Below are 12190 nucleotides of genomic sequence, written 5' to 3'. Positions count from 1 at the left end.
CGTCGGGGGTAAATTGCTCCAGAAGCGTATCGCGCAAAAACGCATTATCGAAATATTTACTGTATCGATAAGCCTCATTCAGCTTGCCGGGAACATCAATATTTTTACGTTTTGCTTCGACCACTGCGATAGGCTTAAGGCCCACGAACAGAACATAATCCGCAAATCCTTGCTTACCCGTTTCATCTACGCCCGTAGGCCATTCGGCAATCGCTTTATTAATACCCGGTTCCGGGCGAGCACCTTTGGCAAAGCGCAGCATTTTACTATCCGCCTGCCAACCCGCTTTACGTAACTGAGCGTCAATCAGGAAGCGACTCTCCTCTTCACTGAGATTCAGTGTACGCTTGACGGCCTGGTCGGTAATTTCTTTATGGTAGGCTTTTCTTTCCTGTTCCGTGAGCTTGGCCAGCTTCGCATTTTTCTCAGCTAACTGCGCTTCCAGTGCTGAGAAACGAGCCAATGTCTGTGCTTCAGTTTCCTGCTGCTTACCTTCAAGAATGGCAATATAGCCGTTCAGAGCAATCAGTTTCTGCTGCTGTGCTTCGAGTTCAGCCTGACTGAGTGCTTTCTCACGTGACTGCTCTTCTAGCTTTTGTTTTAACGTCAGTACTTCCTGACGGTAAAGATTTTCTCCGCGCTCCGGTAAAACAAAAACAGGCACAGGGAAGTCATAATCTTTCGTAACCAAACGGTAGTACCAGACCCCCAGCCGAAAGCCCAGCCTTAAGCACATCTGAGCATCATCAAGATCGTTATGGTATTCGTGGACAGCCTGGTTACCAATACGACGTAATTTATGGAACACGGAAAGAATGCTGTCGTCAACGAAGGCAATTTTGCCAAGCTCACGCAGGAGTTCGTGCTGATTTTCACAGGGAGGAATATCCAGCAGCAGGCCAAGATGTTTTGCCGTCGCTTCGCCAAACATACGCATTTTTACCAGCGCCGTATTGGGATCATCCGGGTAGTTATTTTCCGCCGCGCAAGCGATGGCATAGGTGAAATCGTTCACGCCCTTCAGGAACTCAAAATTGGATTTATTCATCATTGTTATGCTGGCCTGCACATACATTTTAGGAACATAATTTTTACTTTAACTTTCTGAAGCTTCCCGAGCAATGACCAAAATCACAGCAAGTTAATCAATGATGGAGAAAGTTTGGGGTTCGTTACAGCAGATGCGAAATGTTTAAACCATGCGGGACAGCATACATTCCTTTTCCAAGGCAAAGCGGAAAGCGTCCAGACTAAGAAAAATATTCATTTAAAATCACCGAAATGCTGATGCATAAATATAAAATTATTGAATTAGAATATATTCGTTTCTATACACACAATTAATTTGATGTTGGTTGAATCAGATTGTCTTCTGCTGAAAGCAAAAATTTGCGTGGATTCAGACGCAAAAAAAGCCGCCCTTAAGCGACTTTAATTCACATCTTATGGTGCCGAAGGCCGCACCGCGATTTACGCCATAACCAATTGAAATAAATGAGTTTATAAAAACAAGAAACCACATTGTATACTCACATATATACTCAACGCAATTCCCTGAGAATACAGCTAGCTAAAAACTACTCTTCATCTTCTTCCACAGGCTCCAGCGCGTCAAGTACGACTCGCACCATGGCAATAGAACCAATACGGATAAAAGCATCTTCACCGTCTTCATCGGTTAACATATAACGATCTGTGGTTTCAGGCTCGCAGTCCAGCTTTTCAAAGAACGCATTCAACTGACCGATATCATCCGTCTCTTCGTTTTGCGGTGCATCAGGCTCAACACTCAGCGGAATCACTGGGCCACCGTTCACCAAGGTGATTTGGACATTAAAATAATCATCTTCGTAATCATCATCTTCTTCAGCAACGATTGGCCGCAGACCATCAGACAGGAACTGATGAAATACCACTTCACGCATATTTAACGCATAACGATACTCAGAAGAATCAAAAACGAAGAAACTTTCTGTATTTGGAACGGTTTTTTCCTGAAAATAATAATAAAACCTCCGCTTATCCGTAGCAGAAATGGGCAACAACAAATAGTCCTGCTGCCCCTGTAGCCAAAGTTTTACGGTCCAGAGACCGCTATCCATTTCAATGCCGCTTGTGGCTATCGCCTCAAGATCTTCATCGGTTTTACGACGCTTCTTGCGCAAGTCGTTTATCAACCGCTCGCTTTCCGGGAACACTACGTTTAGAGGTTTATCCAGGGCATTGCATATTGCCTGTGCGAGACTCAGCTTTGCAGCAACCTTCCCGGTTTCGATACGCTGAATTTGCTGCTGGCTGGTGCCGACCATAAACGCCAGCTCGCGCTGGGTGATAGATAGCTGGGTACGGAGCTGTTTGATGTTGTTCTGTAACATGGCATCCATCCTTCAGAAGGAGTAGAAAGTGCCATTAAAACACAAAATTGAGTAAAAACACAAAACCGTGTTTTTACTCGCTAATCAACACTCCTGGACGAAAAGAAAATCTTTTCATCGTTCTTCTCTGGTATGCCAGAGATCCACAATATAGATATCATTGTCACGGAGTTCGTAGTGAACCTCATAGTCATCGAATAACACTTTTCGGACCTCACGAGGTTCATACCGAGTCTGCTGTACGCCAATTGCCGGATGTGCTGTAAGACCAGCACAACCAGTAATCAGACGATCCAAAACGTCATCGGCGTGCTGGCGGCTATACTGAAGGGCGAAACGGTAGATACGCTCCAGGTCATCCTGAGCTTTAAGCGTCCAGTAAATTTCCATTTATCAGGATTTCTTTAAGCGATTAGCAAAATCCACCACGTCCGAGTGGCTCACCACGCGCCCGGCATCCACATCGGCAAGACCGGCCTGGATGCTCTGGTGACGCCGTTCTCTTTCGGCCAGCATACTGGTCAACGCTTCCTTAATAATCCAGCTTTTAGAACGATCTAACTCAATTGCCAGATTCTCAACAGCAGCAGCCAATTCAACGGGTATCTGTGCGCTGATGGTTTGTTTAGTAAGCGAACCCATAGGGATTACCTCCGTTAATAACATTTAATAACTCCTATTAAGATTAGCATAGAGGTGCCTATAAAAACATCACATCTCATTTCGCAGGCAACATCCCCGGAAAGTGCTTCGCCACGATGTCATTCATCTTCTCCACCAGATCCAGACGTTTAAAAGTGATATGCCCACTGCCCTTTTGAAAGTAGCGAATAGTGAACAACTCATCTTCGAAAACCTGCTGATGCGGATTATCGCGCACAAAATCCATAAAGCGGATGGAGATATCATGCCGGTTATCGGGAATGGTTTTCCCATCCAGCAGGTAGAGCATTCGCTCCAGATCGGCTAACTGGTCGCGTCGCCAGCCCCAGTTCAGGCTGTAGCCCCATCTGTCATGCTTCACCAGATTATTGACGATAATCTTCTTACCGAAATAACAGGGATTATTGGTTTTGTAGTCCCAACTTAACCCTTTAAATACATTGATAATCCCACGTTCGAAAACATCCTGCTTATTGTGGTGGAGTTGTTCAAAGGTACTGAGGATGTTGGCTTCGCTAATAACCGGGAGATCGCCCTCCTCCAGGTTCTTCGCCCACTGACTGCGGGCTTCGGCATCCATCAGAGTCAACATCCCGGACTTCAGCATGAGATCGCGCCAGATACTGCGGTCGATATTGCGGGTAATCACCGGCATCGCTTTGTCTACTGGTTGCATCAGCCAACAGTCAAAGGAATGGCCCTGTCGCATCGCCCAATGCTCCGCCACATCACCACCGATGCTGGAGGTTAGCCGTGAGATATCATCAAGCTTATGGATCAGGATTTCTATCAGGCTCAGCGCAGCATCACGTCCTGTGACGATGCGTTCGATACTGGTTGAGCCAATTAGCTCATTATGGTCAGTTAAGACTTCAGCTTCTGTTTGCATGATTTTTGTCCGTATAAAAGCAAACACGCCTGCCGGGAGTGGCAGGCGCATTATGCAATGAGTAAATAAGGAAGACAGATAGGGAATGTAATTCGGGAAGGAGACTCGCAAGATTCAGCGTGTCGAAAGATTATGGCTTTGTCGTAACAGACCCGTTGCCTGTCTCGCCCGCAAAATATCTACAGCCCGCAGATAAGGCGATTGTTCCTGCCAGCTAAACCCTCTGCGATCAATACGAACCAGCTCGTACTTTTCCACCAGAAAGTTAACGGCATCAGCCAGTGTGATACCGGCGTTAATATGTTCCTGAATGACTGTTTCATCGCAGAATGGCGTGTCGTTCAGAGTCAGGCCATAGTGTTGCTCCAGCAGACGGGTAAGTAGCGTTTGCCAGACAACTACGGGTGTCGGGCATGGCTTAGCCGCCCGCTGAGTTGATGCAGGTAAAGTTTTCATGGGGTTTTTCTCGTTAAGGTTGAGGCTAAAGTCGGTCAGCGTTGAGTAGGGTAAATGACGATGTAGACGTAACCATAAGAGCCAAGCGTGTCGGCTTCACAGGTAAATCCATCATGGTACAGGGTGACACAGTGCGCATAACGGGGGTTTAGTTCCCCGGAGAGTAGCATTAACGCCATCTGCTCCACGAAATGCGGAAATGCTGCATTCAGTTTGCGGCTCTCAGCTTCATTAAAGGTGCCGGTGACACCGGCCCGGTCAGCCAGGTAATGCAGTTGATTTCCTTCCTGTACCAGTCGTGCTCCTACACGCGGCGTGATATCGCGTCGAAGCCCCCATTCGGTGGGATCGTGTTTCTCCATCATTTCCTCCTGTTTTATATCCGTTAAGTAGGTGAAATTTCTCGCTACAGCCAGCCCCGTTCAGCAAAAGACAATATTTCGCCATTACCGATAATGAAATGGTCCAGCACCCGAACCTCGACCAGACCCAGAGCGTTTACGATTTGGGCGGTGATGGTTCTGTCTGCCTTACTTGCATCCGTAATCCCGGACGGATGGTTATGGGCGACTATCACCGCTGCTGCGTTATGGCGCAGTGCAGATTTTACAATTTCACGGGGATGAACTTCGGTATGGCTGATCGTGCCGAGAAATAGAGTTTCGTGTTCCAGCAGGCGATGTTGACTATCGAGGTAGAGTACGACAAAGACTTCTCGTTCCTGTCGCGCCAGATGCAGTTGTAGCCAGGTTTTCGTACAATTCGCGGCAAGAAACTGCTCACCAGGCTGGCGCAGGTATTTCTCCAGCAGGCGCATGGCGCGGCGAATAATACGCTGTTCATTCACCGGGAAAGCTGGGGGTAAAAGCAGTTCAGGCATGGGAGTTCCTTTAAAGCAAAAGCCCCGCAACCGGGAGTTACAGGGCTATCAACAAACTCGAATAAGCGATTCATGATGCAAGTTGCAGCATATTTTCAGCCATCACCCACAACGCGCGATTGAGCTTTACATCGCCGTCGATTCCTTTCACAGCACGAGTATGGGTGCGCTTTCCTTTGGTCGTTCGCCCCGACAGACCGCCTTTAATCAGGTTTTCCTGAATACGTTGATAAGTGGTCCACAAGTCGTTGCTTTCGTCCTGCCTGCGGCGTGGAGAGAGTATCTGCGATTCCGTCACCGGCTGGTGATCTTCACCATAACGGTATGTCAGCGCTGCTTTTGCCAGTGCCTGCTGTGCCGGTGGAGGTAACATCAGCGACTGCATGGCGTCGCGTTTCTCTTCCACGCGGTCAAATATCCCCAACACTTCGTAAGCCCCTTCAATAACCTTCTCTACTACGTTGCCTTTATGCGGCACACGCACCTCGCCAAAACTCTCACCGCAAATCAGCCCATTCTGACAAACCGATCTGAATAATCCCGGCAACATCTGGTAAGAACTGGAGCCGTCATGACTGTTAAGCAGAATAACTTCCGGTACCTGCTTGCCGGTGATTTGCCCTTCACGGCGCAAACGGAGCATGTGTTTGGTGTGTTCGCGCTTGCTCTGGTCACGCACACGGGTCTGGCAGGCAAAGAACGGCTGGAAACCTTCCTGTTGCAAGTTATCGAGCAAAGTGATGGTTGGAATGTATGTGTAGCGATCGCTACGGGATTCATGCTTCTCTTCGCTGAAAACGCTGGGTACGTAATGGGCTAGTTCGTCGCGGGTTAACGGGCGGTTGCGGCGAACGAGATTGGCCGCACCGAAGCGGCTGGCTAAACGGGTCATGGCTATTCCTTATTCAGAGATTAAAAACGAAAAGGCCATGCTTCCCGAAGGAGGCATGGCCTGATGTGTAGTGAAGGATTGTGCTAAGTTGATGTTAGGCAAATGCAAATCTAAGCCAGCTATGATGCCTTATTCCCGGCAACTGATATCAGCAGTGGCTGGTAATACTGTGGGTCGAAAACGGACAGTGGCAGTCTGACCTGATGGCCGTTGCGCTCTTCGGCCGCCTTTATGATTTCAACAGCGCTGACGTTTTCGACACATTTATGCTCCAGAAAAGCGTCCTGAAAACGAGTGGCATCGCTGTCACCGAAGGGGGCAACGTCCATGGATCCTGTCGCCAGCGTATTGCCCGCCTTGTCTTTCAGGCGCAACGAAACAGACAGCGGGCCAAAACTCACACCGCTCCCTCCATTATCCAGACGGAACTGATACACGCAGATATTACCGGGAGTCCACACGGTATCAGTGTTGCGGACGCTGATATAGCGTTGTTCATCTGCGTAAGCGTAGGATGAATAGCACAACATTAAACCGACAATGATTGATAAGGCTTTAGCAGTTCGATTGACGAATGGCAGGAGATTGCTGCAATCAGGTTTTGCAAATATCTTTACCATTGTGGGAGAAGGTATAGCGATAACCTTCTGATAATCCTTTTCCATCATTTTTTCCTTTGATGGTTATTGAGAAGAAATTAGCAGTTGCCTGTGCGACGACACAATTCCGCCAAGCTTTGCTGCGCAACCCATTGCTGTAGCTTCCGATCCTCTTCCGAGCGCTTAGCCGCCAATGCGGCCTGCTGTTGTTTATTTACGCAGTTATCCGGAATGACCGTAACTACTTGTGGGCTGAATTTCAGCCTGACTTTAGCCAGTTCGTTATCAATATTATCCACCTTAGGATAGCTGTATAGAACACTTTGCTCCGCTTCGTATCTGGCCGAGGACTGGTTATCTATAATGGCGAAGTAGCAGCCTTCCCCTTTATCATCTCCCTGATAAACCGTTTCAATATCATTGTAGGTTTCACCGACAGGACTCAGTTTTAGTTGACGAATAGTGTGGGTTTTCTTATCGGCCAGGAAAATTGCACCACCACCACGGGTACGTAGCAAAAACTGCTTCGTCCACGGGTAGTTATCAATGACATTGGCCTGGTAGAGCATATTGTGCAGTGTGTTGTCATCCATACCATCAGCTGATTTCCAGCCATTAGCCTGCATGTACTGCCAGGCTTTGACAGAGCCGACGATATTTCCAGCATCAGCCGGAAAAAGTGTCCCCAGGCAAATGCTGGCAGCCAGCAATGTAGTGGTAAATAATTTCATCGTGGTTATTCCTTCTGAGGTATAAGCCCGCCGTCAGTTGCGACAAGCAATGAATGGAAAAAGCGAAAGTGTGGTAAAGCCTGAAGAAAATCCGGGCGAGAGAGGATGTCGCGCACTATTACATCTGGGCTAAAGCTATCCTTGTGTAGCGTGACCGCCCGAATATCGGTCAGGGGAAAGACGGCAATTCGTGCCTGATGTTCGCCTGTCAGGTACCACTTGCCTTCGCGCAAAACCAGCCGATAGGGAGCAAGGCCTGTACACCGGCAACCGTTACCAAGCAGCGTCACCTTTCGATGTTCCGATATAGCACTTACTAACCGAGTGAATATGCCTGAGTCCGGGGATGAAACCTGGGCTGTTCCCTGCCAGATAAGGCAAGGAGACTCCCCTGATCCGCTCAACAGTGAACTGACCAGATGGTTATCCATATCAGGAAACAGTGCTTCAACGCCTGACTGGCGGGCAAATGTCATTACCGCGAGTTCTCTTTGGCGGCTACCGGATAACAAACGGCACCGGCCTTTGCGATACTCCAGATCCAGATACATCAGCCGTTCCCGAAAGTCCCGGCGTAGGGTTCGAACCGACACACCAAATTCCATTGCCAGCGCTCGCAAATCCAGTGTTTCGCCAGCCACCAGACGGCTGATAATCAACGACAGCCTGACGGCAAGCCGGTCATGGCGGCGTTCAGCCTGAGTCATGAGACAAGTTCTCCAGTGGGATAATTTGCTGATAATAAAACGGTTATTTTAACGAGGGGGTAGGACAGGGAATGGACACAAGAAGACGTATTTTTTACAGTTGCCAAAATCAGTCGTGACGGGGCGTAAAGGGGAAACCGCCGAAATTCAACAGATTATAAAACGTCAGAACGGACAGGGTATGTCCCGAAGATAATGGCAGGTAAGCCAGCTCAGAAGAAAATCCAGTCCCAAACGGCACGGGCAACGGATGCTACGGCATCGCGGACTGTACGAATGACCGCTTTTAGTGGCGCGGCAATAAATGATGCCGCTTCCGCAGAATCAAACACCTCACCTACTGCGCTGCCGAAACTCTCACGTGCCTGCTTTTTTACCGGTTCATTGCATAGCCTCCCATGCAATTGCGTCGCCACTGGGCTGGTGGCACGATCCGGAAGGCAACGCATCATGGTTTCTATCATTGATGGCAGATTCCAGCTTGTTCGGGCTGAGACAACGCACACCGGATGGGACGCTGAAAATAGCTGGCAAATGGACTCCAGCCTGGCCTTGATATTAACCGACTGCTTAGGTGAAGGAGTATTGCTGGCAGCGTTCCATTCATGGCATGGCTCGATTTTGTCAGCCTGGTTAACGACAAACAGTATTCGCTGTTGGTAACCCGTCATCACTCGTCGGTAGAAGCGCTCATCCACAGAGAAAGCGCGATCATCGGCTTTGATAACCCACAGGATGAGATCCAGCTCAGGGAGGATACGACGATACAAAGATTCATATTCTTTATCCCGTTGCTCACTCTCACCGACACCGGGTAGATCTACAAGTATCAGACTATGTTCACCGCTGCTCAGACGCAATCGCAGCACTTCACGAGTGCAGGCATCGACTTCACTGACGGGCGTGACCTCACTCCGGAACAACGCATTGCAGAGCGACGATTTTCCCGCACCTGTTTTGCCCATGATGCCGATGACCGGTTCGTAGTGAGTGAGCTTGTAAATATGGTCAAGAATGTGTTTGCCGAAAGCATGGGGGAGTGACGCCAACGGTTTCTCGATGGCTTGCAAACCTTCTGATTTTTTCATGAAACGACCTCAGCCAAAAAATAAAACCCCCGAGTCAGAATGGCTTCGGGGGCATTCAATGAAATAATATCTGTCTGAATTTTTTTAAAATGTTATCACTGCTTTGATCTTTTATTTTTGTATGCAGCCATAATTGCATGTTCAACTACCTTATCGTTTGATATGCATTCATCTAAGGCTAGCGTCCTTAACATCCGATGGGCATCTTCTGAAATGTAGATATTCAGTGGCTTTAGCTTTTTATATACTTTATTTTTCAACCTGTTTTTTTGTGTTGCCCATGCACTTTTGAACTTAATTTTAAATAAGCTCACTGTATCAGGTGAACCTGAGTTTTTCTTTCTCCATTCGAAATAAAGTGCGTAGCACCATGCAAGAGTTTCGTCTCTGGCATTACCACAAACACGCACTCCTGAAGACGGAATATGCTTCTCCAAATAACTTTTTAACCAACCAGAAACATCATTTTCTTGAGAGGTAAAATCACTAAAAAGATCCTCATGCTCTATTAATTTAGCCCATTCTATTGCTTTAGATTTCATAAACGCCTTAGGAGTTATACTAAGTGGCCAGCTGTAAATTACCTTCCTGATATTCTGAATCCTGACAAGATGATCGGGCGGCAAAGAGTCTGGAGACAAAATATCAAGAATCCCCGTTCCCAACGACATTACTTGCGTTTCTGAATATAATTCACATGCCAACCACAGGCTCGCACGAGCATCATTTTTAAACCAACCAAGATCAACTTCCGAAGGAAAGGAAAATGATTGATAGCTTTCCACTTCAGCGAAGAAATTGTCTAAATCCTGCTCATTATGGCCAAGAGACTGGCAGTATTTTCTGACGCGTTCGAGATAGGTTTGGTAATTCTTATCACCTGCATGTGATGGGCAATTAATATTGTATCGCTGTAGCGCATCTTCCAGAATTTTTATCATCTCACCATCATTACGAACTACCCGAACCATTTCCACTCCTCCGCCGACTAAATCACTTAGTGATTTATCGTGATTATACGATTTATATCAATTTGTTTTACAGCTAATTCACCATCATTTCAAGTTAATAAATTTAACGATAACACTGATTACTGATACGCAATCACTGGACGAGGGGGTATCTGACTGATGATTTTATGACAAAACCTTAGACGTAGGAATGTCTATCAGTGGCATTGGACAGTTCAGGGATAAAGCAGTCATATCAACAAATTCGGGGGCAGCTCAAAAGTTAGTGAGAGCCAAACTTCGGCAATGTTATTTTTTTGAGGGTATATCCGGCCTATTATTTGGTCGCTAATTCGGATCCTCCGTGAAGCACGATTTTCCATCATCCTCACTTATCGCCTCAGAAAACGGGTTATGCTGTAAACAACCACAATAGAGAATTAAGGTTAATTAGTATTATTAAAAGAAGTACATACATCTATCATATCCCACATTAGTAAAAGATGATGAGCATCTACTAGATAGACCTATCGACTTATACACGTATAAATTACAGAACCACCTCTTCCTTTGAATCACTACCGAGGAAGAAAAATGAAACGACCATATAACGCCAATCCAAAGTATAAAATGGATGGGCTATTGCTGACTGATATCAATACACATATGGAGGCTATGTTCCAGCGATTTTCAAAATTACTACCTTTCAGGATCGACTTTGCCTATAAAAAGAACTCAGCAAGCTTTGGGCATGCCTGCAAACATTCAATTTATAACGAAGTCCAAATATTGATTAAAGAGTTCGAAAAATCCCTTCCGATTGTGGGCTATTACTGGGTGATAGAGTACACGAAGAGAAAAGGACTGCATGTCCATTTTGTTTGCTATCTGAATGGGCAGTTTCAGAACTGTCATTATCCTGTATCCCGAGCTATGGGGAATATTTGGAAAAAAGTGACAGATCATGATGGATATCATCACCTTTGCGTCCCTAAAGATATTTATGAAGTCAAAATTGGAAAGGTGATCCGACATTTTGATACGGACGAGATCGATGATTTGCGTTATGTCATTAGCTATCTGGCTAAATGTGAGCAAAAGGAAAATGGCATCATCGCGGGTAAAAACGTGATACCGGTAAAAAGCAAACGAGGTAGGCCACGCATACGCTGAACAACCTTCACTGACTTTTTACAGATTCACCGGTTGATATGTCGGAGCTGGCATAAGTAATCATTAACCACGACTCCGGCTAACCCAATGCTACCGGAGAACTCAATCATGACCATCAAACCTTCCTTACTCGAAGACCAATTTGTCGATATGGCTTTCATTACCCGTCTATTAGGCGTCAGTGATAAGTGGATGTACCGACTCATCAAAGATGGTGTCTTTCCGAAACCCATCAAGCTGGGGCGCAGTTCGCGCTGGCTACAAAGTGAAATAGAGTCCTGGTTGCAGGAGCGTATCCGCCAGTCCCGTCAGTAATCACCTTTGCGAAAACCATCAGCGTCATCTCCCCAAAGCGCAATATGACGCCAGTTTGAATACAGCACATACGGATAATTCCCCATGCAAGATACAATCGCTCGCTATGATTTTTTACTCAAAACCTACCAAAGCTGGCTTACCGATCTGACCAAACTGACTGTCAGGCATGGAATATGCCATCAGAATATTTATCCCAGTCATTACCTTACGCTGTCGACACTCTACTTCCCGGATACCGGCCCTGTACCTGGGATCGTGCCACAGTGCCTGTACCGAATGATCTATAACAAAACCAAGCCAGAACCGCTGAGTATTCAAAATGATTTACGTCTTAGCCTGGAGACTGACGGGCAGTTGCTTTTTACTCACGGAGGCCTTGAAGGTGTATTGCTTAGCGAGTGTGTCAGGCTCAAGCAACGCTCACTTGCCAATAAACTGATAAGCCTGCTTCAGCAGTTCAATAACGTGG

At 46.8% G+C, this 12190-nt stretch carries 16 protein-coding genes and 1 pseudogene; 3 read left to right on the top strand and 14 right to left on the bottom strand.

The annotated features are described in order from the left end of the window. The 14 genes and pseudogenes from HP459_RS15980 to HP459_RS15915 form a co-directional block, all read right to left on the bottom strand. Window positions 1-1051: pseudogene (locus HP459_RS15980) on the bottom strand (type I restriction endonuclease); the annotation flags it as partial. A 526-nt stretch (window positions 1052-1577) separates the two neighbouring features. Then, on the bottom strand, window positions 1578-2375 hold the full coding sequence (locus HP459_RS15975) for a helix-turn-helix transcriptional regulator (protein WP_171936471.1): 798 nt from the start codon (window positions 2373-2375) through the stop codon (window positions 1578-1580). Between the two features lie 114 nt (window positions 2376-2489). Next, on the bottom strand, window positions 2490-2765 hold the full coding sequence (locus tag HP459_RS15970) for a type II toxin-antitoxin system RelE/ParE family toxin (RefSeq protein ID WP_001683517.1): 276 nt from the start codon (window positions 2763-2765) through the stop codon (window positions 2490-2492). Between the two features lie 3 nt (window positions 2766-2768). Further along, entirely contained in the window at window positions 2769-3017 is a 249-nt protein-coding gene (locus HP459_RS15965; protein ID WP_108168540.1) for a CopG family ribbon-helix-helix protein, read from the bottom strand. A gap of 76 nt (window positions 3018-3093) precedes the next feature. Further along, window positions 3094-3927, bottom strand: coding sequence for a DUF4942 domain-containing protein (locus tag HP459_RS15960; protein ID WP_171936470.1), 834 nt, complete (start codon window positions 3925-3927; stop codon window positions 3094-3096). Between the two features lie 114 nt (window positions 3928-4041). Beyond that, window positions 4042-4383, bottom strand: coding sequence for a TA system toxin CbtA family protein (locus HP459_RS15955; protein WP_171936469.1), 342 nt, complete (start codon window positions 4381-4383; stop codon window positions 4042-4044). A gap of 35 nt (window positions 4384-4418) precedes the next feature. Further along, complete coding sequence (locus tag HP459_RS15950) at window positions 4419-4745, bottom strand: type IV toxin-antitoxin system YeeU family antitoxin (protein ID WP_171936473.1); 327 nt, start codon at window positions 4743-4745, stop codon at window positions 4419-4421. A 44-nt stretch (window positions 4746-4789) separates the two neighbouring features. Then, window positions 4790-5263, bottom strand: a complete 474-nt coding sequence (gene radC, locus HP459_RS15945) for a DNA repair protein RadC (RefSeq protein WP_171936468.1) — start codon at window positions 5261-5263, stop codon at window positions 4790-4792. Between the two features lie 70 nt (window positions 5264-5333). Beyond that, window positions 5334-6155 (bottom strand): DUF932 domain-containing protein, encoded by an 822-nt coding sequence (locus tag HP459_RS15940; RefSeq protein WP_171936467.1) that lies wholly within the window; start codon window positions 6153-6155, stop codon window positions 5334-5336. Window positions 6156-6274: 119 nt separating this feature from the next. Next, window positions 6275-6685, bottom strand: coding sequence for an IrmA family protein (locus tag HP459_RS15935; protein ID WP_171936472.1), 411 nt, complete (start codon window positions 6683-6685; stop codon window positions 6275-6277). Between the two features lie 167 nt (window positions 6686-6852). Then, window positions 6853-7485, bottom strand: coding sequence for a hypothetical protein (locus tag HP459_RS15930; protein ID WP_171936466.1), 633 nt, complete (start codon window positions 7483-7485; stop codon window positions 6853-6855). A gap of 5 nt (window positions 7486-7490) precedes the next feature. Then, the gene (locus HP459_RS15925) at window positions 7491-8192 is read right to left on the bottom strand and encodes a WYL domain-containing protein (protein ID WP_171936465.1); all 702 of its coding nucleotides are present in this window, start codon (window positions 8190-8192) and stop codon (window positions 7491-7493) included. 212 nt (window positions 8193-8404) lie between these two features. Next, the gene (locus HP459_RS15920) at window positions 8405-9280 is read right to left on the bottom strand and encodes a GTPase family protein (protein ID WP_171936464.1); all 876 of its coding nucleotides are present in this window, start codon (window positions 9278-9280) and stop codon (window positions 8405-8407) included. Window positions 9281-9375: 95 nt separating this feature from the next. Then, window positions 9376-10251, bottom strand: coding sequence for a hypothetical protein (locus HP459_RS15915; RefSeq protein ID WP_171936463.1), 876 nt, complete (start codon window positions 10249-10251; stop codon window positions 9376-9378). A gap of 573 nt (window positions 10252-10824) precedes the next feature. On the opposite strand from HP459_RS15915, the gene HP459_RS15910 reads away from it, so the two are divergent. The 3 genes from HP459_RS15910 to HP459_RS15900 form a co-directional block, all read left to right on the top strand. Continuing rightward, window positions 10825-11403, top strand: coding sequence for an inovirus-type Gp2 protein (locus HP459_RS15910; protein ID WP_171936462.1), 579 nt, complete (start codon window positions 10825-10827; stop codon window positions 11401-11403). A 108-nt stretch (window positions 11404-11511) separates the two neighbouring features. Further along, window positions 11512-11718, top strand: coding sequence for an AlpA family transcriptional regulator (locus tag HP459_RS15905; protein ID WP_112092744.1), 207 nt, complete (start codon window positions 11512-11514; stop codon window positions 11716-11718). Window positions 11719-11802: 84 nt separating this feature from the next. Continuing rightward, window positions 11803-12190 (top strand): hypothetical protein (locus HP459_RS15900; protein WP_171936461.1); only part of this gene is annotated, 388 nt, incomplete at its 3' end.

Origin of the sequence: Enterobacter sp. CM29, from assembly GCF_013179605.1 — a bacterium.
In the GTDB taxonomy this organism is placed as follows: domain Bacteria; phylum Pseudomonadota; class Gammaproteobacteria; order Enterobacterales; family Enterobacteriaceae; genus Enterobacter; species Enterobacter intestinihominis.
Note: the sequence above shows the minus strand (reverse complement) of the source record. Positions and strands in the feature narration are given on the sequence as shown.